General features: G+C 73.6%; 12 protein-coding genes. 7 read left to right on the top strand and 5 right to left on the bottom strand.

The annotated features are described in order from the left end of the window. Positions 1-191 precede the first annotated feature (191 nt). The 5 genes from fxsT to ACGFIQ_RS26690 form a co-directional block, all read right to left on the bottom strand. A complete protein-coding gene (gene fxsT, locus ACGFIQ_RS26710) occupies positions 192-4445 on the bottom strand; it encodes an FxSxx-COOH system tetratricopeptide repeat protein (protein WP_393248099.1) in 4254 nt (1417 codons plus the stop codon). Beyond that, positions 4442-5482, bottom strand: a complete 1041-nt coding sequence (locus ACGFIQ_RS26705) for an AAA family ATPase (protein WP_393248097.1) — start codon at positions 5480-5482, stop codon at positions 4442-4444. The genes fxsT and ACGFIQ_RS26705 overlap by 4 nt, the downstream gene beginning before the upstream one ends. 14 nt (positions 5483-5496) lie before the next feature. After that, on the bottom strand, positions 5497-6978 hold the full coding sequence (locus ACGFIQ_RS26700; RefSeq protein WP_393248095.1) for a hypothetical protein: 1482 nt from the start codon (positions 6976-6978) through the stop codon (positions 5497-5499). Between the two features lie 162 nt (positions 6979-7140). Continuing rightward, positions 7141-8925, bottom strand: coding sequence for a caspase domain-containing protein (locus tag ACGFIQ_RS26695; protein ID WP_393248093.1), 1785 nt, complete (start codon positions 8923-8925; stop codon positions 7141-7143). Further along, positions 8922-9308: a hypothetical protein gene (locus ACGFIQ_RS26690; protein WP_393248091.1), complete on the bottom strand. Its 387-nt coding sequence runs from the start codon at positions 9306-9308 to the stop codon at positions 8922-8924. Before ACGFIQ_RS26690 ends, ACGFIQ_RS26695 begins: the two co-directional genes overlap by 4 nt. Before the next feature lie 88 nt (positions 9309-9396). On the opposite strand from ACGFIQ_RS26690, the gene ACGFIQ_RS26685 reads away from it, so the two are divergent. The 7 genes from ACGFIQ_RS26685 (at position 9397) to ACGFIQ_RS26655 (ending at position 26613) form a co-directional block, all read left to right on the top strand. Next, complete coding sequence (locus ACGFIQ_RS26685; RefSeq protein ID WP_393248089.1) at positions 9397-9624, top strand: hypothetical protein; 228 nt, start codon at positions 9397-9399, stop codon at positions 9622-9624. 147 nt (positions 9625-9771) lie between these two features. Beyond that, positions 9772-13284 carry an AMP-binding protein gene (locus tag ACGFIQ_RS26680; RefSeq protein ID WP_393248087.1) on the top strand — a complete coding sequence of 1171 codons (3513 nt, stop codon included), beginning with the start codon at positions 9772-9774 and terminating at the stop codon, positions 13282-13284. Further along, a complete protein-coding gene (locus ACGFIQ_RS26675; protein ID WP_393248086.1) occupies positions 13281-16364 on the top strand; it encodes a thioesterase domain-containing protein in 3084 nt (1027 codons plus the stop codon). Before ACGFIQ_RS26680 ends, ACGFIQ_RS26675 begins: the two co-directional genes overlap by 4 nt. Positions 16365-16441: 77 nt before the next feature. Next, complete coding sequence (locus ACGFIQ_RS26670; protein WP_393248085.1) at positions 16442-19963, top strand: amino acid adenylation domain-containing protein; 3522 nt, start codon at positions 16442-16444, stop codon at positions 19961-19963. Between the two features lie 14 nt (positions 19964-19977). Continuing rightward, complete coding sequence (locus ACGFIQ_RS26665; protein ID WP_393248083.1) at positions 19978-25449, top strand: SDR family NAD(P)-dependent oxidoreductase; 5472 nt, start codon at positions 19978-19980, stop codon at positions 25447-25449. A 22-nt stretch (positions 25450-25471) separates the two neighbouring features. Next, the gene (locus tag ACGFIQ_RS26660; RefSeq protein WP_393248081.1) at positions 25472-26425 is read left to right on the top strand and encodes a TauD/TfdA family dioxygenase; all 954 of its coding nucleotides are present in this window, start codon (positions 25472-25474) and stop codon (positions 26423-26425) included. Beyond that, a complete protein-coding gene (locus ACGFIQ_RS26655; RefSeq protein ID WP_393248079.1) occupies positions 26425-26613 on the top strand; it encodes an MbtH family protein in 189 nt (62 codons plus the stop codon). The genes ACGFIQ_RS26660 and ACGFIQ_RS26655 overlap by 1 nt, the downstream gene beginning before the upstream one ends. Positions 26614-26662: the final 49 nt, after the last annotated feature.

The following is a 26662-nucleotide window of genomic DNA, read 5'->3' as shown; positions in this document are numbered from 1 at the left end:
CCTGTGTCAAAGCCCCTGGCCGGCCTGCGGCGGGCCCAGACGACGACCGGCCGCGTTGGAGATTGGTCCGGATACAACACCGGTATCCGGACCAATCTCCGCCTTGCCGGACCGCCGCCTGGACTCCGCCTCGGCTCGACCGAGGGCTTTGACACAGGCCCTAGCCACCGTCCTCCCGGACCCGCCAGCGCTCACGTCGGAGGCGGGTCGATCGGGATCGACACCCGATGACTGGCCAGCAGTTCGGCCGCGTCCGGGTGGTCCAGGCCGACGGTCCGCTCGTACCCGGCGATGGCCACGTCGCGCAGCTCCCGGGCGGCCGGCCGGTCGCCGAGCGCCGACAGCTCGATCGAGAGGTTCGCGGCGCAGATCAACGTCTCCGGGTGATCCTGGCCGTTCACCTGCCGGGCCGCCGCCAGGGTCTCCCGCAGTAGCGAAGCCGCTCCGGCATGGTCCCGGCTGGCAGCGAGATCGTTGGCGAGGTTGATCATCGCGCAGAGGGTGTACGGGTGCTCCCTCCCGAGCCCGGCACGGAATCCGGCGACCGCCCGCTCGTCGAGCCGGCGCCCTTCGGTGTAGTCCCCGAGTAGGCGGAACACGATCGCCAGGTTCGTCATGCAGACGTACGTGAAGGGGTGTTCGTCGCCCAGGACCCGCTGGTAGCCGGTCAGCGTCTCCTCGCCCAGCACCCGGGCCTCGGCCAGGGCCCGGGCCCGCGCCACCCGCTCCTGCTCGGTGCGGGGCAGGATGTTGAACAGCGTCATCGCCGCCGAGATCGTGTCGGCGTGGTTCTCCCGGAACCGGCGCAGGCACAATGAGTACACCTCACGAGCCACCGTCAGCGCCTCGCTGTAGAGACCGGTCTTGCGGAGCGTGACCGCGTGCAGCCGGGTCGCCCGCAGCACGTTCGAATGGTCCGGCCGCAGGCTCCCCCGGTGCAGCGGCAGCCACTGCCGCTGCAACCGCAGCGCCTCGTGGTAGCGGCCCAGCCCGTCCAGATCCCGGGAGAGCAGAGTGGCCGTGAACAGGGTGTACGGGTTCGTGTCGCCCAGCACCCGCCGGTAGCGCGCCCAGTTGTCCTCGTCCGTGCGCCGCGCCCGCTCGAAGTCGCCGAGCAACCGGTAATCGACGGCGAGGTTGTTCGCACAGCGCAGGGTGTCCGGGGCGTCCTCACCGAACACCCTGCGGTGCGCCTCAAGCAGCCCCTCGTCCAGTTCGCGGGCCCGCTGCCACTCGCCGAACAGCCTCAGGTCCGCCCCGAAGCTGTTGGCCAGCGCCAACGTGTGTTCGTGGTCGGGCCCGAGCGTGTCGCGGGCGATCTCGTACGTCCGTTCGTTCAACCGCCTCGCCTCCTGCGGATTGCCGGTGGAGCGCAGCGCGTTGGCGAGGAACCGGGCGGTGATGATGGTCTGCTCGTTGGCCGCCCCCAGCTTCTCCAGCCACCGGCGGTACGCGATCGAGCCGAGCTCGCGGCTGCTCTCGTAGTCGCCGCTGACGTAGAGGTAGCGGATCTGGTCGAGCACCACCTTGCGGATGTCGTCGGACTCGCCGTCGATCGCCCCGGAGGCCAGCACGTGCGGGTTGAGTTCCGCGTGCCGGGGCCAGATCTCCTGGTCCTCCGTCGGATCACCGGGGTTCGCGGCGGCGAGGAGCTTCTGCACGGCGGTGCGGTAGGTCTCCCGGTCGGCCGGGGTGAGCCGGTCCCGCAGGATCGCCTGCACCAGGCGGTGGATCTGGATGCTGTTGCGGGTGGCGTCCACCTTCGCCAGGCCGTACTTGCCGATGTCCCGCACCGCCCGGCGCAACTGGATGTCGTCCCGGACGGTGGCGTCGAGCAGGCTGGGCAGCCCGGCGTAGCGCCCCATCGGCAGCAGTCTGATCGAGATGGGCTCCGAACCGAAGAAGGCGCACAGCTCCAGCAACTGCAACGCGGCGGGGGTCTGTTCGGCCAGCTGGTCGAATGCCAGCCCCCAGGTGATCACCACTGGCGTCGAGTACGACGCGGGTGAACTCTCCCGCAACAACAGGCCGACCCGCTTTTCCAACTGGCCGAGGTACTCGTCGATCGGGGTGCCGGTCGCCAGCATCCAGGCCGCCGCCTGCTCCAGGGCCAGCGGCAGGTCCCCCAGCTGCTCCGCCAGCCGGTCGGTGTCCTCGTCGTCCAGCTCCGGCAGCCGCCGCCGGATCAGCTCGATGCTCTCCTCCCGGGTGAAGACATCCACCTCGATGCTGTCCGCCACCCCGGCCCAGTTGTGGTTGCGGGAGGTGATGAGTACATGCCCGCCGGGGTTGCTGAGAAACGGCATCAGGTCCTCGGCCCGGGTCGCGTTGTCGAAGACAAGCAGCCACCGGCCGTACGGCCGTCCGGTGCGCAACGCGTCGTACACGGTCTCCAGGGCCTGCGACACGTCGACGTCGTCGCTGACCAGATCGAGCTTGCGGGCCAGAGCGACGAGCGACTCCCGGATCCGGGTCGGTTGTTCGGCCGGAACCCACCAGATCAGGTCGTAGTCGCTGGCGTACTTGTAGACGTACTCCACGGCGAGCTGGCTCTTGCCGACTCCGCCGAGGCCGTGCACGGTGTGCGGCAGCACCGCTGTGACGTTGTCGGTCAACCGCTGGCGCAGCACGTTGAGCAGCTCTTCGCGCCCGGTGAAGTCGGGGTTGCGGGGCGGCACGTTCCCGAACACCGCCGGCTGCTCCCCGACGCTGGAACGGCCCCGATCTCCTGGAGCGGTCTGTGCGGTCATGTCGTCCCCCTCTTCGGGTATCGCCGCGATCGGTAGCCGCCGGCCGGTCCGCTGCGTCGGCGTGGCTGGCGGGCCGAGCGCGGCCGGAGCCAGCCGCCGCGCGAGTTCCGAGTACCGGCCTCCCAGGCTGCGCAGCACCGTGTAGGCCACCTCGGCGAACGGGCGGCCCAGTCGGGTCGCCAGCCGGTCCGAGACCTGTCCGGCGAGCAGCGCCGGAAAGTCCAGAGCCGCGCCCATGTGCTCGTTGACGTAGCGGGAGACGACGTCGAGGATCCGCAGCGCCTCACCGACCCGCAGTCCGGAGAGTAGTTCCTGCCGTACGCCGGGAAGGAACTCGTAGCGGGCCTGTTCGACAGGCGTGTCCTCGGCCCAGCTCGCCGCGTGGCGCAGCAGCCCGCTCAGGTAGACCTCGGCGAGGTCCTGCGGCTGTGAGCGTGGCAGCATGAGGCGCTGCACCAGGCGCATCACCGGCAGTGTCAGCGGTGCGGCGGCAAGGAACTCGGCGAGTTGACGGGCCTCGTCCGAGGCCATCGCCCGGAACCGGGCGACCCGCTGGGCCGGCGTCAGGTCCAACGGCTCCGGCGACGGTGGCTCCCGCAGCGGGTCGACGAGCAGCGGACGAGGGTCGGTGGTCAGCAGCGCGACCGCCGCGACCGGGCCGAGGGTGCGGCCACTGACCAGGGCGGCCCCGGCGGCGAACCATCGCGGTGCCAGTTCCAGCACCGGTATCGCGACCGCACCGCGCGGAAGGTGGTCCGGCACCTCGTCACGCAGGCGGGGGTGCAGCTGCGCCGCCGGTGCCGCAGGCCGGGTCGGCCGGACCAGCACGGGGTGCAGCGTCGGGCGGCAGCGGTGCCACAGCCGCTGCGGCAGCGGCTGGACCACGGCGACCGGACCGGAGCGGCCCCAGATCGCAAGCCACCGTCGCAGCTCGGGAGCGTCCCAGATGGCGCCGGTGCAGTCGCTCAACACCATCGTCAACTGCCGGCCCTCCGGGTCGACCAGCTCGCGCGGGTCCCGCGCGGTGCTGCCGCCGTCGGAGGTCAGGATCGGCCGTTGGCCCTTGGCGTCCGGCCGCAGATACCACACCTGGATGCGCCGGAACGTGTGCACCCGCATCCGGTCGACGAGGGTCCGGAACTCGGTCGCCGTCGCCTCCCAGACCACCATCGACGGGCTGCCGTCGACAAGCAGTACGAGATCCAGCCACGGCTCGGTGACCGGGGTGAGGCACGGTTGGAGCATCCGGGCCTCAGCCGACCGGCGGGCCGTCTCCGCCTCGTCGAGCCGCACGGCGTGCCGGGCGGGTACGGACCGGCGCAGCGGGGCCAGCGCCCGGGCGATCTCCCGGGCGTGCGGCAGGGCGGGCACCCCGGGAGTGCGTACCGGCAGCGAGGACGGGTCGCGGGGCCCGTTGGCGGGCGGCGGCAGGTAGAGCCTGGCGGACGGCTCCGCCTCGGTCACCGCGGGCGCCTCCGGCCGGGCGGGCTGCCGGGCCGGGGAGGTGGACGGCGGCGACGCCGGTGGCTCGGGTGGCGCCCCCGGTGGCGCGTCGCTCGCCGTCGCGGCCGGCCCGGCCCGGGGCGGTCCCGGCTGGCGGGGCAGGAAGCGGGCCAGCCAGATCGCCTCGGCGCACTCCTCGGCTGTCAGGGCCGAGGGAGCGCCGCCGAGGGCGGTGACCAGCCGATCGATCATAGGGTGCCGGCCGCTTCGAGGTCCCGGATCAGGTTCGCCCGCAGCCGGGCGCGGGTCGACTCGGGCGGTCGCACCCCGGAGGTGACCAGGAAGATCGCGTTCAGCAGCTGGTCCGTGGCCACCGCACCCCGGTCGCGCAGGTCGAGGAAGTGCGTGATCAGGTCGGCGCTGGCCGCCACCGCCTCCTCGCCGAGCATCGAGGTGATGATCTGGGCCAGGGCCTGCTCGTCCGGGGGCTGGATGTCCAGTCGCAGGCAGCGGCGCAGGAAGGCGGGTGGGAACTCCCGCTCGGCGTTGCTGGTGATGACGACGACCGGGAAGGCGGCGCAGCGGACCTGGCCGCGCCGTACCGGTGCCCGCAGGGTGCCGTCGCTGGTCATCACCTCCGCCAGGCTCTGGTCCTCCGGCAGCCGGGCCAGTTCCGGGATCTCGAACCGGCCCTCCTCGAAGACGTTGAGCAGGTCGTTGGGGAGCCCCAGGTCGCTCTTGTCCAGCTCGTCGATCAACACCACCCGGGGACGTGCCCAGGGCAGGAGTGCCGTGCCCAGCGGGCCGAGCGTCAGGTAGCGGCCGATGTCCGGTATCTCCTCGGTCCGCCCGGTGGACTGGAAGAGGTTCGTCTCCTGGAGCCGGCCGATCGCGTCATAGCGGTAGAGGCCGTCGTCCACGGTGGAGCGGCTGGTCACCGGCCAGTAGAGCACCGGCCCGAGGCCCAGCTCGTACGCGACGCTGTAGGCGAGGGTGGACTTTCCGGTGCCCGGCTTGCCCGTCACCAGGAGCGGGCGGCGCAGGTAGAGCGCGGCGTTCACCATCTCGATCGCCTCGTCGGTGATCTGGTAGCCGCGGGCCCGCTCGGCGCCCTGCCGGTCCTCCGGCAGCGCGGAGGTGATCACTGGCCCGCCGCCGAACCGCCGCCACCGGGGCGGCTCGGGGAGCCGCTCGATGCCGTTGTGCGGCCGTCCGGTGCCGAGGTAGATCCGCCAGTCCTCGCCGTCGCCCGTGGCGGAGTCCTCCGGCTGCGGTGGTGATTCCAACACGCTGTCGTCCCTTCCTAGAACGGCGCGCTGAGGGCGTCGGCCGGTGGCACCCGGTCGATCTCGTCCCACAGCAGGGTGAGGTGGAGACCGAGGTGTTCGGGGGAGCCGCCCTCGCTGCCCGCGTCGCGACGCAGCTCCCAGACCAGCTCGCGCAGGTTTGCGACGCTGCGCGCCATGAGCACCTCGGGGATGTACGAATCGAACCGTGAGGCCGCCGCGCGGTTGCGACACCAGAGGACGACCGGCAGTCCGGCGGTGACCGCGGCGCTGATCGCCGCCTGGATGTGCCGTTCGGCGCCGCTGACGAACAGCACGAGACAGACCGGGTAGTCGTCGTTGCCGAGCAGTCGGGCGTGCAGGTGCTGCGCGACGTACGGGTCGGTGAGCCGCTCGAAGGCGACCGCCCGGGCCTGCACGGCGGAACCCTGCTCGCGCAGCCGCCGGTGCCGCGTCCGCCAGCGGGGACGCATCAGGGAGTTGCGCATCCGGGTGAGGTCGCGGACGACCACCGGGTAGTGCACGCCGAGGGCCGTGTAGAGCCCCGGAGCCGCCACCTGCCACCTGTCGAACTCGTAGTCGAGCAGGGGTCGGGGCACGATGAACTCGACAGTCAGTTGACCGATCTCGGCGGTACTGCGATTGGCCAGTTCGGTGAGCGCCTCATCGATCTTGAGCTGGATCTGCTCCAGTCGGAACCGATCCCCCGGCCCGTCCGGGACGCGTTCCCAGTGCCACGGCAGCCGGCCGGGATCGCCCGGGGTCACCAACCAGGCCTCGAACAGGTACCGGGAGGCGTCGATGCCGTCCGCGTCCAGCAGCACCACGAAGTAGGAGCGGTACTGGTCGCCGTCCGAGGGTCTGGGAGCGCCCGCCGACCCGGCCGGCGGCGGGGACGCCGCCGGACCCGGCGGGACCCCCATCCGCCGGGCGACCGCGTCGGCGAGGCGGCCGGCGATCCGGCGGGCCGGTAGGGCGACCCGGCCCGCCAGGTCGTCCAGGAAGGCGACCAGCGGCGGGCGTACGTCGGGGTCGGAGATCGCGTCCTCCAGCTCCCGGAGTACGGCCGCGAGGTCGGTGACCGGTGGGCGCACCCGCGGACCGAGCCGCGCCACCGCGCTGCGGCACAGGTCCAGCAGCACCGGCGGATCGAGGCCGTCGGCCAGCTCGACGATCCGGTCGCGTTCGTCGGCGCTGAGGATCTCCGGCGGCAGGTGGATGGCGACGAGTGCGCGGAAGCGGGCCAGCTCCGGGCTCTCACCGTCCACCGTCGCCACCGCCTCGGGCAACAGCCGGAGCGCCCCCGGCACCTCCTCGCAGGCGGCGACGAGTCCCCAGAGGTCGGTGAAGGGCACGTCGGAGCGGCGGAAGACCGGCTCGCCGTCGATCAGGTGGCCGAGTTGCCGTATGTACCGGTCGCGGTGGGTGCGTACCTCGGCACCGGTGAGCGCGAGCATCGCATCGACCAGCCGGCGGTGGTCGTGGGATTCGAGGGTCACCGGCGCCGCCGCCCGAGCGGACTTCGGCAGCGCCGGAGGACACCGCTATCGACCATGTCTCCTCCGATGCGATGCCGAGAACCACCCATTGCGGCGGGTCTACAGATAGTACGGAGGCAACCGCGTGCGGTAGAACCCTCCGCACGGGGGAAATCAATTAGCTTAAATTGAACGCATCGGACGGATCGGTGGAATACCGACCGCAGTCAGCGGTGCGGGCCGGTCCGTCGCCCGCAGCGCCTCGTGACCGGTGTGAATGGCGTTGCGGATGTCCGCCACCACCGCTCCGCCCCCGTCCGGCACCGGTGCGCGCAACGCGTCCCGTACGCCGAGCTGGCGGGCGTGCAGCAGGGAGATCAGCTCGTCTCGGCGTACCTCCACGGTCCGCCGGACCTCTTGCAGCCGCGCCAGCGGCGACCGCCGTACTCCCTCGGGCCCGCCGTCGCCGGCCGGACCGCCGGACCAGGCCGGGTCGGTGGCGCGCAGCCGGGTGCGGGCGACGTCGAGCCGGCGGACCTGCGCCTCGCCGCGGGTGATGGCCTCCTGGACGGCCGGTCCGATCTCCATGCCCGCGGCCTCGCACTCCACCGCCATCTCCGGGTCGAGCAGGAAAGCGCGGGTCAGCGCCGCACCGTCACCGGCCCACGCCGCGGAGAGCACCAGCAGCGGCGGGCACAGCGGCAACGCGTCGACGGAGTCGGTCAGCACCTGGGCCGCGCGCTGGTCGCCGCCCGCCCGCAGCGTGACGACCGCGAGCAGCAGCGCCCCGGCGGTCAGCGCGGCCGTCGGCGCCGGGTGGTCGGGCGGGGCCTCCCGCAGCCCTCCGGCGGCCGCCGCGAACGCGTGGCCTGCGGCCCGCCAGCGTCCGCCGATCGCGTGGCTGATCCCGAGTCCCCACCAGGCACCGGCCGTCCCGTCGGCGCGCACCGCCGCCCCGAACCGGGTGGTCGCCTCGTCCCAGCCGCCCGCCCGCAGAGCCAGCCAACCCGTGTGGTCGGCCGAACCCCTCAGCATCCGCTCCACCGGTTCGGGCAACCCCGCCTCCCAGTGCAGGCGCTCCGCCGCCCAGGGGACGGGCTGCTGGCGGGGCGGGACCGGACCGTCCGACCGGTCGGCACCGCGCCCGTCCCGAACCTCCACCCCGGCCGGCGGCAGGGGCGCGGTCCGGCCGGCCGCCGTGGCCAGGGCCGGGCCCCGGGAGCTCCGGGCGACGTAGAGGTCGCCCTCGCCGTACATCCAGCGGCGGGGCGTCTGCCCGCCGGCCACCGCGACCGAGTCCCTGACGTACCGGTACAGCTCGTCGGCGGATACCAGGCCGTCACCGTCCAGGTCGGCGTCACCGGTGCGCAGCCCCTCGATCACCGCACCGGCGAAGACGGAGTGCCGAGGGTTGTCGGTCAGCGGCAGCGGCTCGCCGGCCGGCTCCCAGGCGTACTCGTGGGCGGTGGTGGCGGTCAGGACGGCGCGGCCGGTGCCCTCGCCCGGGAACAGGTCCCCGCCGAGGACGCCCGCGTCGCCCTGGTGGGTCAACACCCGCGACACCGCTCCGCTGAAGCAGCAGTCCAGCAGCAGGACCATCCGCTGGCAGGCCGAGCGGTTGAGCAGTCGGTTGATCAGTTCCGTGGGAAGCGCGGTGGCCGGCAGGTCGTCGACGTCCGTGTCGGCGAGAGCGAGGTAGAGCAGCCCGTCGATGTCGCGTCGACCGTGGCAGGCGAAGAAGAGCAGCAGGTGGTCCGACCGGCCGGCCGACCGCAGCAGTCGGGCGATCTCCAGCCGGGCCTCGTGCTCGGTCGGGTTGACCAGCAGCCGTACGTCGTAGGCGCCGACTGTCGGGTCACCGAGCAGCCGGGCCAGCACCTGGACGTCGTGTGCCGGAGACCGGAGGTGGGACAGCTTGGGATCGTCGTACTCGTCACAGGCGATCAACAGGGCGCGTCTGCGCGTCACCGGGGAAGTTTCCGGTCGAGCCAGATCTGGGCGATGCGGCGCTGGTCGGCGGCGGAGACTCCGGTGAGGTCGAGTTCGCTGCCGTCCGGCTCGACGATCCGCACGCCGCGTCCCTGGCGCTGGCCGGCCCAGGCGAGGAGGAGTTCCAGCACCGCGATGATCGACGGGAGAGCGGGTTCGATGGCCAGCGCGACGGCGCCGATCATCTCGATCTCGCCGGCACGGGTGCCGTCCGGCGCGACCTCGGTCGGTGCGGGCAACCGTTCCCCGTACGGCGCCAGTTCCAGGGCCAACTGCCGGGCACCGAGTTCCAGCTCGCCCGGTCCGTCCTCCGGGCCCCCGAGCAGGAGCGCGGCGATCGGGAGCCCGCTGTGGTCAGCCATCAGGTTCCTCCCCGGGTACGGATCCGTCCGCGTCAATTGCACCATCGGTGGTCAACCCACGCATCGAACCCGGTACGGCGAGGTCGCAGTGAAACGCATCAGCCCGATCTGCCCCCTGCTGGCTGATCGCATCCGCAACCCGCCGGGCCGCTACCACGTCGCGAGCGACCCGATGTCTCTGGTCGGGAAGTTCCTCTACGCAATGAACGGGCGACCGCAAAAATATCCCCTGGTGATCGTTTTAGGCGAAGATCCGCCGCTGCACCAGGGGGATGATCGGACGATTTTCGTCATCCCTCGTCTGATCACCCGCTAGCCCTTCGGGTCGACTCTAGTCAATGATCTTCCGCGCCAGGCATTGAGTCCTATGCTCGTTCCATTGTGAAGTCCTGGGGGGGGACCATGATCAATGTAGCCGACCGCGGCGTGTCCGTCCTGCGTGGAGCGATGTGCGCGTCCTGAGATGGAAAATTCGACGCTGATCCACCGCTTCGGCGATGCCACTACCGCCCGGCCCAACCATCCCGCCGTGCTCGGTGACACCGGCCCGCTCGACTACGCCGGCCTGGCCGGCCTGGCCGGCGGCCACGCCGAGCTGCTGGCCGGGGCCGGCGTTCAACCCGGCGACCGGGTCGGACTGTTGACCACACACGGCGCCGGCACCATCGCCGCGATGCTGGGCACCCTCGCCGCAGGCGCCGCCTACGTGCCGCTCGACCCGGGCTTCCCGGAGCAGCGACTGCGCCAGCTCGTCGACGGCGCCAAGGTCACCGTGCTGCTCAGCGGGGGCGAGCACACCGAGCTGGCCCGCCGGCTCGCCACCGACCGGCCCGGCACGCGGGTCGTCCCCGCCGTCGACGTGCGGCCGGCGCCGCTGCGGCCGGTGTCGGTGGACCCGGACGCCCTCGCGTACGTGCTGTTCACCTCCGGCTCCACCGGCCGGCCCAAGGCGGTCGGGCAGACCCACCGCAACCTGCTGCACGTGGTGGACAACCAGATCGCCACCCTCGACCTGCGTCCGGACGACCGGCTCAGCCTGCTCGCCTCGTTCAGCTTCGACGCGGCCATCCCCGACCTCTACCCGGCGTTGCTCACCGGCGCCGCCGTCGTCCCGGTCGACCTGCGCCGCCACGGGCTGGCGTACGCCGTCGAGCAACTGGCCCGGCACGGCGTCACCGTCTACCACTCCACCCCGACGGTCTTCCGGTACCTGCTGGACACTCCCGGCGTCGACCGGCTCGACCGGGTCCGGGTGGTGCTGCTCGGTGGCGAACAGGCCAGCTACGCCGACGCCGCCCGCGCCCAGGGTCACTTCGCCCCGGGTTGCGTGCTCGTCAACGGCTACGGTGCCACCGAGGTGACCTTCGCGGCCCGGTCCGCGTTGCCGCTGGCCGACGTCGACCGTACGGCCACCGGGCCGCTGCCGATCGGCACCGCCCTGCCCGGGTACGCGCTGCGGCTGACACCGGACGGCGAGATCGTGGTGCGCGGCCGGCACCTCGCCCCCGGTTACCTCGACCAGGTCAGCGACCGGTTCGGGCTGGACGCCGACGGGGTGCCGGCGTACCGCACCGGCGACCTCGGTGAGCTGCTGCCCACCGGCGAGCTGCGCTGCCTCGGCCGCCTCGACCGGCAGGTCAAGGTGCGCGGGTTCCGGGTCGAGCTGACCGAGATCGAGTCGGTGCTCGCCGCCGAGCCGAGCGTCGCCGAGGTGCGTGCCATCGCCCGCGACGGCGAGCTGCTGGCATACGTCCGGTCGACCGGGACACCGGTGGACCCGGCCGCGCTGCGGGCCGCCCTGGCCCGGCAACTACCCGAGTACGCATTGCCCCGCGCCGTCGTGCCGGTCGCCGAGTTTCCGCTGACCGTCAGCGGAAAGATCGACGAACTGGCGCTGCCGGCGCCGGCCCGGGCCGTGCTGGCCGAGGAACGACCGGCCAACCCGACCGAGCGGATCGTGCACGACATCTGGTGCACCGTGCTCGGCCGGGACGCTGTCGGCCGCACCGACAGCTTCTTCGACGTCGGCGGGCAGTCCCTGCTGCTCGGCCAGGTGCAGCAGCGGCTGACCGAACGGTTCGGGGTCCGGCTGCCGCTGCTGCGGCTCTTCGACCATCCGACGGTCGCCGCCCAGGCTCGACTGGTCGACCCGCCGCCGTCCGCCGACCTGCCGGCCCCGCCCGCCGCGACCGCCTCGGCGTCCACCGCGTCGCCGTCCACCGGCGGTGCGTACTCCTCGTCGGTCGGCGTCCGCGAGTACACCGGCGAGGAGATCGCCGTGGTCGGTCTCGCCGGCCGGTTCCCGGGAGCGGCGGACGTGGCCACCTTCTGGTGGAACCTGTGCGCCGGCGTGGACGCCATCCACGACCACAGCGACGAGGAGTTGGCGGCGCTGGGCGTCGGCCCCGGGCTGCGCGCCGACCCCCGGCACGTGAAGGCCACCGGGCGGCTCGACGGCATCGCCGACTTCGACGCGGAGTTCTTCTCCTTCGGCGACCAAGAGGCCGCCCGTACCGACCCGCAGCACCGGCTGTTCCTGGAGACCGCGTGGGAGGCACTGGAGGACGCCGGCCACGACCCGACCCGGTTCCCCGGCCTCGTCGGCGTGTACGGCGCCACCTCCGTCAACCGTTACTTCCTCTTTCACCTGATGGACAACCCGGCCGTGGTCGGTGACGTCGATCCGGACGACTGGGAGGCCCGCCTGATCGGCCGGCAGCTCACCGACCACCTGCCCGGCCAGGTGGCGTACCGGCTGGGGTTGACGGGGCCGGCGGTGGCCGTGCAGAGCGCCTGCTCCAGCTCGCTGGTCGCGGTCTGCCTGGCCGCGCAGAGCCTGGCCGACTACCAGTGCGACATCGCTCTGGCCGGTGGCGTGAGCGTCACCTGGCCCCGGCACCGGCACACCCCCGGTGGTCTGGCCTCACCGGACGGTCGCTGCCGGGCCTTCGACGAGGCCGCCCAGGGCGCCGGCTTCGGCTCCGGCGTCGGGGTGGTGGCGCTGCGTCGGCTCGCCGACGCGCAGGCCGACGGGGACCGCGTCCTCGCGATCCTGCCCGGCTGGGCGGTCACCAACGACGGTGCCGACCGGGCCGGCTACGCCGTCCCCGGGCCGGCCGGGCAGGCCGCCGCGGTGGCCGGCGCGCTCGCCGCCGCCGAGGTCGCCCCGGGCGAGGTCCGTTTCATCGAGGCACACGGCAGCGGTACGCCGCTCGGGGACGCCATCGAGGTGGCCGCGCTGCACGAGGTGTACGAGGGCGCCGCCCCCGCCGAGACCTGCGCGCTCGGCTCGGTGAAGACCACCATCGGTCACCTCGACGCCGCGGCCGGCATCGCCGGGCTGATCAAGGCGGTGCTGGCCGTACAGCACGGGGTCATCCCGCCGAACCTGCACTTCACCCGTCCGCACCCGGAGATCGATCTGGCCGCCGGTCCGTTCTACGTACCGACGAAGGCGCGGGACTGGCCCGACGTGCCGCGCCGGGTGGCCGGGGTCAGCTCGTTCGGGCTGGGCGGCACCAACGCGCACGTCGTGGTGGAACAACCACCCGCGGTCGAGCCGGTCGACACCGGGTCGGCCAGCGCGCACCTGCTGCCGGTGTCGGCGCGTACCCCCGCGGCTCTGCGGGCGGCCCTGACCCGGCTGCGGCGGCACCTGGCGGGCACCGCGCCCACGCTGGCCGAGGTCGCCGCGACGCTGGCGCTGGGCCGACGGGAGTTCGGCTGCCGGGCCGCGGTGGTCGCCACCACCCCGGCCGACGCGGTCGCCGCGCTCGACGCGTTACTGGCCACGGACACCCGAGTGGTCGGTCCGGCCGGCCCGCTGCGCGACCTGGCCGCCGGTTGGGTGACCGGCCGGTCCCTGGACTGGACGGCCCTGCACCCGGCCGACGGCGTCCGACGAACCTCGCTGCCCACCTACCCCTTTCAGCGGCAGCCGTACTGGATCGAACCTCCTCAGAAAGGTGTTCGGTGAACTGGTTCCTCTCCGCCGGCAGCCGCGATCCGGCACCGGTGCAATTGTTCTGCCTGCCCTATGCCGGCGCCGGAGCCGGCGTGTTCCGCAACTTTCCGGGCCGATTCGGTCCGGACGTCGAGGTGCTGCCGGTGCAGCTCCCCGGCCGGGAAAACCGGATCAGCGAGGACCCCCGGTTCCGGGTGGTCGACGTGGCGAGCGCCATCGCCGGGCGGACCACCGGGCCCTACGCCATCTACGGCCACTCGATGGGCGGCCGGCTCGGCTTCGAGGTGGTCCGCGAGCTGCGCCGCGCCGGGCGTCCACTGCCGCTGCGGCTCTACGTCGGCGGCGCCCGCGCACCGCACGTCACCGCGCCCAGCATCTTCGACGGGCTGTCCCAGGTGGACGACGACGAACTGCTGCGCCGGCTGCGGACCGGCGGCGGCCTGCCCGCCGGCGTGCTGGAGCACCCCGAGCTGGTCGACCTGCTGCTGCCGCTGCTGCGCGCCGACTTCGAGCGGGTGGACACCTACCGGTACCGGCCCGAGGAGCCGCTGCCGGTGCCGATCATCGCGTTCACCGGCCGGCGCGACCCGGCGGTGACCCGGGAGCAGAGCGCGGCCTGGCGGGAGCACACCGCCGCCGGCTTCATCCTGCACGAGCTGGACGGTGGGCACTTCTTCCTGCACGATGCGCTGCCCGAGCTGGCCGACGCGATCCGCGCCGACCTGACCGCGGCGCTCACCGCCGAACCGCCGGCCGCCGCGCCGAGGGCGGCTGCCGCCGCGCACCGGGTCCCGCTGGGCGACACCGGCTGGTCGGTGTGGCGCGACGCCATCCTGCGCAGCACCGGCTTTCCGGCCGACGGGCTGACCCTGCTGTCCGCGCCGCACGCCGCCGCGGCGGCCGACGAGCTGCTGACCACCGGCACCGGCGCCGACGCCTTCGACAAGGAGTTCGCCGCGGCGCTGTCCACCGCCACCCGGCGGATCACCGAGCTGGCCGCCGACCCGCTGCTACGCGAGGCGGTCACCTGGCAGAACCGGGGGATGCTGCCCACCCTGGACGGGCTGGTCCATGGTGGCCCCGACGCTCCCCGCAACACCCGTAGGCGTGAGCGCGAACGGGCCGTCATCAGGTACTGGCAGCGCTACTGCGGCAAGAACGAGACCGTCGGCTTCTTCGGCCCGAGCTGCTGGGTCACCCTCGACCCGGAGCTGCCGGTCACCGCCGAGGTCCGGCCGGGCGCGGCGCTGACCCGTGACCGCCGGGTGTGGTTCGAGTCCTGGGCGCTGACCGTGTACGCGCAGCGGATCGCCGAGGACCTGGCCGTCCGCCGCTGGTGGGCACCCCAGCTCGCCCCGCACCTGAGCCTCGCCGGCCGGGAGGTGCGCCGGCCGGGTCGACCCCCGGTGCCCCTGTCGCCGGTCGAGGCGGCACTGCTCGGTGCCGCCGACGGCCACCGCCCCGCCCACGAGCTGGTCACCGACCCGGCCGTCGGTCTGCGTCGGCCGGAGGACGGGTACGCGCTGCTCGACCGGCTGGTGCAGCGGGATCTGGCCACCTGGGACGCCGCGCTGCCGGTGAGCCCGGCCGCCGAGGAGGTGCTGCGGCAGCGGATCACGCAGGTCGGCGACGCCCCCGCGCGGGCCGTCGCCCAGGCCGGCTTCGATCGGCTGTGCGCCGCCCGGGACGCGGTCGCCGCCGCGGCCGGCGATCCGGACCGGCTGCACGCCGCGCTGAACGCGCTCGACGAGACGTTCACCGACCTGACCGGGCAGCCGGCGCAGCGCCGGGCCGGGCAGATGTACGCCGGTCGGACGCTCTGCTACGAGGACACCAGCCGTGACCTGGACGTGGTCTTCGGCGCACCGCTGCTGGACGGGATCGCCGCCCCGCTCGCCGTGCTGCTGCGGGCCGCCCGCTGGTTGGCCGGCGCCTTGGAGGAGGCGTACGCGGTGGTGTTCCGGGAGCTGTACGACGAGCTGCGCGCCGAGGCCGGCGACGCCCCGGTGGCCCTGTCCGACCTGTGGTTCCTGGTCCAGGGCATGTTCTGGGGCAGCGGGCCGCGCCCGGTCGACGCGGTGGCGGGCGACTTCGCGGCCCGCTGGGCGGGGCTGTTCGGGCTGGCCGACCTGCCGCCGGGCAGCACCGACGTGCGGCTGGACGTGGCGGACCTGGCCGCCCGGGTCGACGAGGTCTTCCCCGTTCTCCGACCAAACTGGTCGAACTCCCGGCTGCACAGCCCCGACCTGCAGATCTGCGCGGCCGACGCCGACGCGCTGGCCCGCGGCGACTACACCGTGGTGCTCGGCGAGCTGCACGCCGCCTGGCCGTCGTTCGACTGTGCGGTGTTCACGGCCGCACATCCGGACGTGGAGCGGCTGCGCGACGCGCTGGCGGCCGACCTCGGCCCGAACCGGATCCGGCTGCTCTATCCCACCGACTGGCCGCGCCGCACCAGCCGGGTCGCCGAGGCGCTGATCGGCCCCACCGACCGGCAGGTGGCCTTCGCGTCCGCGCCCAACGCCGACCCGGACCGGGTGCTGCCCACGGTGGCGCTGACCGTGCGGGACGAGGACGGCCGACTGACGGTCGTGGCCCCCGACGGGCAGCGCTGGCTCCTGACCGAGGTCTGCGCCGGGCTGCTCAGCCTGCACGCCGTGGACGGGTTCAAGCTGGTCGCGGCCGCCCCGTACACCCCGAGGATCACGCTGGACCGGCTCGTGGTGGCCCGGCAGACCTGGCGGACCACCGTCGGCGCGTGCGACTTCGGCGCGGCGAAGGGTGAGCGGGCCCGCTTCCTGGCCGTACGGGACTGGCGACGCCGGTTGGGCCTGCCCGAGCAGGTGTACGTCAAGCTCGGCACCGAGACCAAGCCCTGCTTCGTCGACCTGAGCAGTCCCGTCTTCGCTGACATGTTCTGCGTGATGGTCCGGGCGGCCCGGCGTGACGGCGGCGACGACACGACGGTGGTGGTCAGCGAGATGCTGCCCACCGAACAGGACGCCTGGGTGCCCGACGGGGCCGGTCGGCGCTACTTCAGTGAACTGCGACTGCACCTCGTGGACGCCGACGAGCCGGAACCGGTCCGATGAGTCACGTGCTGCCACTGCTACGTCAGTGAGTTGCGCCGGTAGATGACCGATCCGAACAGCTATCCCGGGGGGAACGGGTGACCGACCTACTGTCCAGCAACGCCGTACGGGGCGAGGCCCTGCCCTGGCCGGACGCGACGATCGCCGAGCTGGTGGTCGCGCAGGCCGCCCGTACGCCGGACGCGACGGCGGTGCGCCAGTGGGACAGCCGGCTCAGCTATGCCGAGCTGCTGTCCCAGGCCGCCGGGGTGGCTGCCGCGCTGCGGGCCCGCGGCGTCGGCCGGCAGAGCCGGGTGGGTGTGTGCGGCAGCCGCCGGCCGGAGTTGGTGGCGACCGTGCTGGGGGTGTTGCTGGCGGGCGGTTGCTACGTGCCGCTGGAGCCGGGCGGCCCGCGTCGGCGGCTTCGCGAGATCGCCGCCGACGCGGGCATTTCCCTGGTGGTCGGCGACGCCGCCGAGACCGAGTTCGGTGACGCCCCCGGCGTCGAGGCGGTCGGGTTGCCCGGCCCGGCCCCACTCGCGCCCTGCCCGGCCCGGCCCGGCGACCCGGCGTACGTGCTGTTCACCTCGGGCTCCACGGGTCGGCCCAAGGGTGTGCTCACCAGCCACCGCAACGTGGTGGAGTTCGTGACGGGCGTGGCCGCGTCGAGCGGTGCCGACGCCGGCGTACGCAGCCTCGGCCTGGCGTCGCTCGGGTTCGACGCGGCCACCATCGACCTGTTCGTGCCGCTGCTGCTCGGCGGGACGGTGCAGCTCCTCGGCACGGCGGATCGCGCCGACCCGGTCCGGCTGACCCGGTTCATCGTCGAGCACGAGGTCAACTGGGGTTTCATCACGCCCACCGTGCTGGCCATGTTGGACCCGGCCGACCTGCCCGGCTGGAGGACGGTGCTCTGCGGCGGCGAGGCGGTGCCCGCCGAGCTGGCCGCCCGCTGGGCGCCCGGCCGCCGCTTCCTCAACGGCTACGGCCCGACCGAGACGACAGTGCTGGCGGTCAGCGGCCCGTTGAGCGCCACCGAGGTCGACCCGGTACCGATCGGCCGGCCGATGCCCAACCACCGGGCGTACGTGGTGGACGCGGTGCTGGACCCGGTGCCGCCGGGCGAGACCGGCGAGCTGCTGATCGGCGGGCCCGGGCTGGCCGACGGCTACCTGGGCCGGCCGGCGCTGACCGCCGCGCGGTTCGTTCCGGACCCGTTCTCCGGGCTGCCCGGCGAGCGGTTGTACCGCACCGGCGACCTGGTGCGGCAGGACCCGGACGGGCGGATCGTCTACCTGGGCCGGGCCGACCGGCAGGTGAAGATCCGTGGGCAGCGCATCGAGCTGGGCGAGGTCGAGGCGGTGCTCGCCGACCTGCCCGGGGTGACCGGGGTGGCCGTCGAGGCGGTGCCCGGTCCGGCCGGCACCGAGCTGGTCGCGTTCCTCACTCCGGCGGATGCCCCCGACGACGCGCGGCTGCGCGCGTACGCCGGCAGTCGGTTGACCACGGCGATGCTGCCGGCCCGGGTGCTGCGCAGCGCGGCCCTGCCGATCAGCCCGATCAGCGGCAAGCTGGACCGTCTCGCGCTGCGCGCGCTGGCCGCGGCCCGCACCGCCTTGTCCGCCGACACCGTCGCTCCGGAGGTGCCCGGTGATCCCGTCGCGGCGGCCGTGGCCGGCATCTGGACCCGGCTGCTCGGCACGGCACCCGGGCCGGCGACCGACTTCCTCGCCGCCGGTGGCAACTCCATCGCGGCGATGCGCCTGGTCGCCGCGCTGCGCGCCGAGCTGGGCCGGCAGCTCGACACCCGTGAGGTGTTCACCGAGCGCACCTTCGGCCGGCTCGCCGAGCGGGTGGCCGCCGCACCCGTCGGCGACGACCGGCTGAGCACCGGCAACCCGCCCACTCTCTCCCCACCGCAACGTCGGCTCTGGTTCGTCGACCAGCTCGCGCCGTCCAGCGCGCCGTACAACATCGCGGTGGCGCACCGGCTGCTCGGCCCGCTGGACATCGCGGCCCTCGGTGCGGCACTGCGGACCGTCGCCGAGCGGCACGACGTGCTGCGCTGGCGCATCCCGCAGACCGCCGGGGTGCCCTACGCGGTCTGCGCCGAGCCGACCGACGTGGCGGTGCCGGTGGTCGACCTGACCGGCAGCGCCGAGCCGAAGGCGGAGCTGGCCCAGATGCTCGCGGCCGGTGCCGCGCATCCGTTCGACCTGGCCACCGGGCCACCCTGGCAGGTGACCGTCTACCGGCTCGGCCCGGCCGAGCACGTGCTGGCCGTCACCTGGCACCACGCCGTCTTCGACGGCTGGTCGGAGCGGATCTGCTACGACGACCTCGCCGCCGGGTACGCCCAGGCGGTGGCCGGCACGGCGCCCACACTGCCGGCGCTGCCGGCCCGGTACGCCGACTACGCGGTGTGGCGTGCCGAGCGCGACCGGCTGCGGGGCGGACCCGACCTGGCCTGGTGGACGGGGCACCTGGACGGCGTGCCGACCGTGCTGGACCTGCCCCGGGACCGGCCGCGGCCGGCGGTGCAGACGTACGCCGGGGCGGAGGCGGCGGTCCGGCTGCCCGCCGACACCGACCGCGCGGTCCGCGAGCTGGCCGAGCGTCGCGGCACCACGGTCGCCGCGGTGCTGCTGGCGGCCTTCGGTGAGCTGATCGCGCGGCTCACCGGCGGCGACGACCACGTGCTCGGGGCGATCGTCGCCGACCGGCGGTTGGCCGCCTTCGACGACGTCATCGGCTTCTTCATCGACACGGTGCCGGTGCGGGTCCGCACCGGCGGGGTGAGCTTCGCCGAGCTGGTCGACAGCTGTGCCGGGGAGTTGCACGAGGTCACCGCCCACCCGGGGGCCCCACTGGAACGCATCGTCGAGGCGCTCGGCGTCGGCCGGGACACCGCCCGCGCACCGCTGGTGCAGGTGCTGTTCAACGTGCTCAACTTCGCGCCACCCGCGCTGACGTTGACCGGGTTGGCCGCCGAGCCGGTGTCGGTGCCCAAGCCGGGCTCGCCGTTCGACATCACCGTCTACGTGGTGCAGCACGGCGGTCGTACGGGCGTCGAGGTGGTCTACAACCCGGACCTGTTCGACGCCGGGCGCGTCGACGACCTGCTCGCCGACCTGGCCGAGCTGGTGGGCGCGCTGGCCGCGGCGGCGGACACGCCGGCCCGCGAGGTCGCCACCGCGCTGCCCCGACCCACCGTGCGGGTGCCGCAGCTCGGCGCGATGACTGTCGCCGGCGGTGACCCGGTCGGCCCCCCACCCGCGCTGATGCCTGTCGGCCCGGACGGGCTCACCGAGACCGAGGAGCTGATCGCCGGGATCTGGCGGGAGGTGCTGGAGCGCGACCGGGTCGGGGTGACCGACAACTTCTTCGACATCGGCGGGCACTCGCTGGCGCTCGCCGCCGTGCACGCCCGGCTGACCGCCGCGACCGGCCGGTCCATCCGCATGCTCGACCTGTTCCGCCACCCCACCGTCCGAGCGCTCGCCGCCAGCCTCGACGGTGCCGCCGACCGGCCGGAGCTGGCCCGGGCCGCCCTACGGGCCGCCGCACGCCGCGGCCGTACCCGTCGTAATCCACCTCGCCGCCCCGGCGGCTCCGCGTGACGAAGGACAGCCTGATGAGCAACCCGACCGCAGCCGACCGGTCCGACGACGTCACCGAGTCACCTGACCACGGCATCGAACCGATCGCGATCGTCGGCCTGGCGGCGCGCCTGCCCGGCGCCGCCGACGTCCACGAGTTCTGGCGCAACCTGGTCGACGGCGTGGAGTCCACCACCGAGCTGACCCGGGAGGAGCAGCTCGCCCGGGGCGCGACACCCACGCAGGTCGACGACCCGGGCTGGGTCAACCGCGCCCCGCTGGTCGACGGCTACGACGAGTTCGACGCCACGCTGTTCGGGATGACCGCCCGGGAGGCGGAGCTGACCGACCCGCAGCACCGCCTGTTCCTGGAGTCCTGCCACACCGCGCTGGAGGACGCCGGCTACGACCCGGCCCGCTACGACGGCGCGATCGGCGTGTACGCGGGCACCGGCGGCAACACCTACCTGCACCGCCACGTGCTGCGTAACCAGCGGGTCGGCGGCAACCCACACGCCGCGGTCTCCATCGCCACCGGCAACTCGCCGAACTACGTGGCCACCAACGTGTCGTACCGGCTGGACCTGCGCGGGCCGAGCCTGACCGTGCACACCGCCTGCTCCACCTCGCTTGTCGCGTTCCACCTGGCCTGCGAGTCACTGCGCAACGGTGAGTGCGACATGGCGCTGGCCGGCGGTGTCAACATCGAGCTGCCGCACGTCGGCTACCTCGGCATGGAGGGCTTCACCTCGCCCGATGGCCGGTGCCGCCCGTTCGACGCCGCCGCCAACGGCACCGTGTGGGGCAGCGGCGTCGGGGTGACGCTGCTCAAGCGGCTCTCCGACGCGATCGCCGACGGGGACCACATCCGTGCCGTGGTTCGGGGCAACGCCATCAACAACGACGGCGCCGGCAAGGTGGGCTTCACGGCGCCCAGCGTCGACGGGCAGGTGGCCGCGATCGCCCAGGCCGTCGACATGGCCGACATCGACCCGCGCACCATCAGCTACGTCGAGGCGCACGGCACCGGCACCGCGATGGGCGACCCGATCGAGGTCGCCGCGCTCTCCGCCGTCTACAGCCGGGACACCGACGAGCGGGGCTGGTGCGGCATCGGGTCGGTGAAGTCCAACATCGGCCACCTCAGCCAACCCTCGGGCATCGTCAGCGTGATCAAGACGGTGCTCGCCATGGAGCACGGGCTGATCCCACCGACGATCAACTACGAGACGCCGAACCCGGCGGTCGAGTTCGCCGACACCCCGTTCTACGTGGCGAACACCCTCACCAAGTGGGACACCGACGGCGGGCCGCGCCGGGCCGGGGTCAGCTCGTTCGGCATCGGCGGCACCAACGCGCACGTCGTGCTCGAGGAGGCGCCGGCGGCGTACCGCGCCGACCGCCGGGTGCGCCCGGCGCATCTGCTCCAGGTCAGCGCGGCCACCCCCGGGGCCCTGGACGCCGCGGTGCAGCGCCTCGCCGCCCACCTGGACGGTGCCGCGGACGCCGGGCCCGCGTACCTCGCCGACGTCGCGCACACCCTGCGTGCCGGCCGCCGCCCGCACCCGCACCGCCGCGCGGTGGTCGCGGCGGATCTCCCCAGCGCCGTCACGGCCCTGCGCGCCCCGAAACGCGGAGCGCAACCATCGACCGGGCGTCCAGCCCCGAAAGTCGCTCTCCTGTTCTCCGGTCAGGGTTCCCAGTACGCGGGGATGGGCGCGCAGCTCCACGCCGAGCAGCCCCGCTTCGCTGCCGTCGTCGACGAGTGCGCCGAACTGCTCCTTCCCGACCTGGGCATCGACCTGCGTGACCTGCTCCTCGGTCGGGATCCGATGGCGGGGGAGAAGCTCACCGAGACCCGCTACACCCAGCCGGCGCTGTTCACCGTCGAGTACGCCCTGGCCGCGCTCTGGCAGGCCACCGGCGTACGCCCGGCCGCGATGATCGGCCACTCGATCGGTGAGTACGTCGCGGCCACCGTTGCCGGGGTGCTGAGCCTGCCGGACGCCCTGCGGGTGGTCGCCGCCCGGGGCCGGCTGATGCAGTCGCTGCCCACCGGGTCGATGCTCGCCGTCTCGCTGGACGAGTCGGCGGTCGCCGACGTGCTGCCCGAAGGGCTGTCGGTGGCCACGGTCAACGGGCCGGGGACCTGCGTGGTGGCCGGCGAGACCGCCGCCGTCGAGGCGTTCGCGGCGACGCTGACGGCAAAGTCCAAGATGCTGCGCACCTCGCACGCGTTCCACTCGCCGATGATGGAGCCGATTCTCGCCGAGTTCACCGCGCTGATGGGCACGGTGTCGCTGCGCCCGCCGACCGCGCCGTTCCTCTCCAACGTGACAGGCACCTGGATCACCGCCGAGCAGGCCACCGACCCGGCGTACTGGGCGGCGCACCTGCGCCAGCCGGTCCGCTTCGGCGACTGTGTGGCCACCCTGCTGGCGGCGGGCACCTGGCAGTTGGTCGAGTGCGGTCCCGGCCGGCAACTGGCCAGCCTGGCCCGGATGCAGGTCGCCAGGGCAGCGCCGGAGCAGCGACCGCTCATCCCGCTGGGCAGCCTGCCCGCCGCCGGGGAGACCACCGGCGACCTGGCCGCTCTGCTCGGCACCGCCGGCGCGCTCTGGTGCGCCGGGCTGCCCGTACGGTTCGACGTGGACCCGGCGGCGCGGCGGGTGCCGCTGCCCAGCTACCCGTTCGAGCGCCGCCGCTACTGGATCGACCCGGACCCGGAGCAGCAGGTCGCCGCCGCTCCGGTGGAGACCGGGCCGCGACCGCTGCCCGAGTGGTTCGCGGTGCCGGTCTGGCGGCAGGCCGCGCCGCTGCCGCCGACCGGGTCGTTGGGCCGCTGCCTGGTGCTGACCGCGGGCGCGCGCGGCGACGCCCTGGTCGCCGGCCTGCGGGCCGCCGGTGCCGACCCGGTTCCGGTACGCCCCGGCGACGCCTTCACCGCCGACGGCGGCTACCGGCTGCGCCCCGGGGTGCGCTCGGATCATGAGGCGCTGGTCGCCGCGCTCACCGCCGACGGTGGACTGCCGACCCGGCTGGTGCACGCCCTCACGCTGGACGGTGCGCCGACCGGCACCGACATCGCGGCCACCTGGGCGGCCCAGGAGCTGGGCTTCTTCAGCGCCCTGCACCTGGTGCAGGCGCTGGCCGGCGCCGGCTTGACCGGCGAGGACGGCGACGTCGTCCTGGATCTGGTCACCGCCGGCACCGGCGATGTGCGCGGCGACGACCTGCGCCGCCCGGAGCACGCCACCCTCGCCGGGCTGGCCCGGGTGCTCCCGGCCGAACTACCCGGGTTGGCCGTCCGGCTGGTCGACGCGGACCCGGCCGACGACGACGTCACCGCGCTGGTCGCCGAGCTGCGCCGTCCTCGGGAGCCTGAGGTCGCCCTACGTGGGGGCCGGCGTTGGGTGGCCGACGTCGAGCAGGTGACGCTCGACGTCGAGGGGGAGCCGGGCGCGCTGCGCGACGGCGGCCGGTACCTGATCACCGGTGGGCTCGGCGGGATCGGCATCACCCTGGCCGAGGACTTCGCCACCCGCGCCCGCGCCAAGCTGGTGCTGCTGGCCCGCTCCGGGCTTCCGGAGCGTGAGCGGTGGGACGACCACCTCGCCGTGCACGGCGACGACCGGGCCGGTCGGGCCATCGCGGCGATCCGCCGGATGGAAGCCGCCGGCGCCGAGGTGCTGGTGCTCGCCGCCGACGTCACCGACCCCGCCGACCTGCGCCGGGTCCGCGACGCCGCGCAGGCCGCGTACGGCGGCGTCGACGGCATCGTGCACGCGGCCGGTCTGCCTGGCGGTGGAATGGTCGAGGTCAAGGAGCGGGCCGAGGCCGAGCGGGTGCTCGCTCCCAAGCTCGCCGGCACGCTCGCCCTGGCCCAGGTTTTTGGCGACCTGCCACTGGACTTCGTGGTGCTCTGCTCGTCCATCACCGCGGTGGTCGGCGGCTTCGGGCAGGTCGACTACTGCGCCGCCAACGCGTTCCTGGACGCGCACGCCCGCTCGGGTGCCGGTTGGCGGGCTCCGGTGCTGTCGCAGAACTGGGGCGGCTGGGCCGAGGTGGGTATGGCGGTGGAGACCGCCGCGCCGGCCGGGTTCCGGGCTGCCGGCCGTGACACGGTGACCAGCACCGTCGACCACCCGGTGCTCACCACGAAGGTCAGCGGGCCGACGGAGACCGTGCTGCACGGCCTGGTCTCCGCCAGCACCCACTGGCTGCTCGACGAGCACCGGATCGCCGGCGTACCGGTCGTACCGGGCACCGCCCACCTGGAGTCGGTGCGGGCCGCGGTGGCCGCCGCGATGCCCGCGCCCGACGGGGACGCGGCAGTGGAGCTGCGCGACGTGGTCTTCCTGGAGCCGTTCGCGGTGCCCGACGGCACCATCGCCCAGTACCGGGTGGAGCTGACGCCGGCCGACGACGGCGGCACCGACTTCGCCGTCCGGAGCCTGGCCAGCGGTCTCCTGCGCACCCACGTGCGGGGTGGAGCCGGCTGGACCGACGAGCCCACCCCGCCGGCCCACCGCGTCGAACCTACCGGTCGGCGGGTGGACGACGACGCGTCCTTCGGCCGGGGCCGCACCAGCATGCTCACCTTCGGGCCGCGCTGGGCAGCCTTGCACGAGCACCATCTGGCCGACGACACCGAGCTGGCGGTGATCGAGGCCCCTGCCGCTGCGCTCGGTGACCTGCCCGCCTGGGGCCTGCATCCCGCGCTGCTGGACGTGGCGACCGCGTTCGGCCGGGGCCAGGGCAGCGGCGCCTACCTGCCGCTGTCCTACGGCCGGATCGTGGTGCGCGGGCCGCTGCCGGCCCGGTTCACCAGCGAGCTGCGACACCGGCCCGGTCACACCGACGAGGTTGTCGCCGCCGACCTGTCACTGCGCGACCCGGACGGCCGGGAACTGGTCGCGATCAGCGACTTCGTGCTGCGCCGGGTCGACCAGGGTGCGGTCACCGGTGGCCTGACCGAGACGTCCACGGTCGATGCCCCGTCGTTGGCCTCGACCGAGGACATCCGGCCGGTGGACGGTGCGGAGGCGTTCCGCCGCAGCCTCACCGCCGGTCTCGGCGCCCAGGTCGTCATCGCCACCCGGACGGTGGCCGACATCCGGCATCGGGCCGGTCGGGTCACCGCCGACGACCTCGCTGGCGACGACACGGTCACCGGCTCGACCCGGTCTGGCCTCGGGGACGGCGGCGCCGCACCGGGCACCGAGCTGGAAAAGATCATCGCCCGGGTGTGGGAGGACTGGCTCGGGGTGGCCGATGTCGGCGTCGACGACGACTTCTTCGCCCTGGGCGGCAACTCCCTGGTCGCGGTGCAGCTCATCGCGGCGATGCGCAAGGCGACCGGCGTGCGACTGCCGATGCGCAGCCTCTTCGAGACCCCCACGGTGGCCGGGCTCGCCGCCCGGATCGAGGAGCTGCGTGCCGCCAACACCGACGATCCGGCCGCCCCGGCGCCGACCTCCGCCATCCCGCGACTGCCCCGCGCGTAACGAGAATCAGGAGTAGAGAGCAATGAGCGACACGATCGCCACGCTGCCCGTGGTCGTCGAAGCCGATGGCCGGGCGCTGACCGAGCTGATCACCGATCGCCGCGCCGAGCTGCGGGCCACCCTGGCCGACCAGGGTGGGCTGCTGTTCCGCGGCTTCGACGTGGGCGGGGTGGACGGCTTCGACCAGGTGGTCCGGGCGTTGTCCGGGGAACCATTGACCTACACCGAGCGGTCCTCGCCCCGGCACGCCATCAAGGGCCGGGTGTACACCTCGACCGACTACCCACCGGACGAGGAGATCTTTCTGCACAACGAGAACTCGTACCAGGCGCGGTGGCCGTTGACCCTGTTCTTCTACTGCATCACCGCGCCGCAGACGCTGGGCGCCACCCCGTTGGCCGACATCCGTCAGGTCTACCGGGAGATCGACCCGGCGGTACGCGAGGAGTTCGTACGCCGGCGCTGGATGCTGATCCGGAACTTCCACGAAGATTTCGGCGCCTCCTGGCAGCACGTGTTCGGCACCGACGATCGTGCCGAGGTGCAGGCGTACGCGGCGGCCAACCGGATCACGCTGGAGTGGGTGGGCCGGGACGGGCTGCGTACCCGTGCGGTGCGTGACGCCGTGCACCTCCGCCCCGGCTCGGACGTTCCCCGCTGGTTCAACCACGCCACCTTCTTCCACGTGAGCAGCCTGGCGAAGGACCTCCAGGAGGGCCTGCTGGACATGTTCGGCGCCGACGGGCTGCCGTCGAACACCTACTACGGCGACGGTGGCGAGATCCCCGCCGACGTCCTGGGCCACCTGCGGGCCGCCTACCGGGCCGCGAGCGTCCGCTTCGACTACCACCGCGACGACGTGCTGGTGGTCGACAACATGACCGCCGCGCACGGCCGGGAACCGTTCACCGGCCCCCGCAAGATCGCCGTCGCGATGGCCGAAGCGCACACCCCTGACACCAACGGAGAGCAGTGATGGCCGAGCCCCGATTCCTGGTCGTGCGCAACGACGAGGAGCAGTACTCGATCTGGTCGGCCGAGCGGGACCTACCGGCGGGATGGCACGACACCGGCTTCGCCGGCACCCGCGAGGAGTGCCTGGCGCACGTCGACACCGTCTGGACCGACATGCGCCCCCGCTCGGTACGCGAGGGTGCCTTGTGAGCGCGAGGAGTGCAGCGCAGCGGAGCCCCGCAGTCGCGAACGGAAGGCG

Source organism: Micromonospora sp. NPDC048898, from assembly GCF_043198035.1.
In the GTDB taxonomy this organism is placed as follows: domain Bacteria; phylum Actinomycetota; class Actinomycetes; order Mycobacteriales; family Micromonosporaceae; genus Micromonospora.
Note: the sequence above shows the minus strand (reverse complement) of the source record. Positions and strands in the feature narration are given on the sequence as shown.

Excerpts from the sequence above, each read along its gene's own strand:
- ACGFIQ_RS26680 (WP_393248087.1), top strand. The coding sequence starts at position 9,772 with ATGGAAAATTCGACGCTGATCCACCGCTTCGGCGATGCCACTACCGCC.
- ACGFIQ_RS26690 (WP_393248091.1), bottom strand. The coding sequence starts at position 9,308 with ATGGCTGACCACAGCGGGCTCCCGATCGCCGCGCTCCTGCTCGGGGGC.
- ACGFIQ_RS26660 (WP_393248081.1), top strand. The coding sequence starts at position 25,472 with ATGAGCGACACGATCGCCACGCTGCCCGTGGTCGTCGAAGCCGATGGC.
- ACGFIQ_RS26655 (WP_393248079.1), top strand. The coding sequence starts at position 26,425 with ATGGCCGAGCCCCGATTCCTGGTCGTGCGCAACGACGAGGAGCAGTAC.
- fxsT (WP_393248099.1), bottom strand. The coding sequence starts at position 4,445 with ATGATCGATCGGCTGGTCACCGCCCTCGGCGGCGCTCCCTCGGCCCTG.
- ACGFIQ_RS26665 (WP_393248083.1), top strand. The coding sequence starts at position 19,978 with ATGAGCAACCCGACCGCAGCCGACCGGTCCGACGACGTCACCGAGTCA.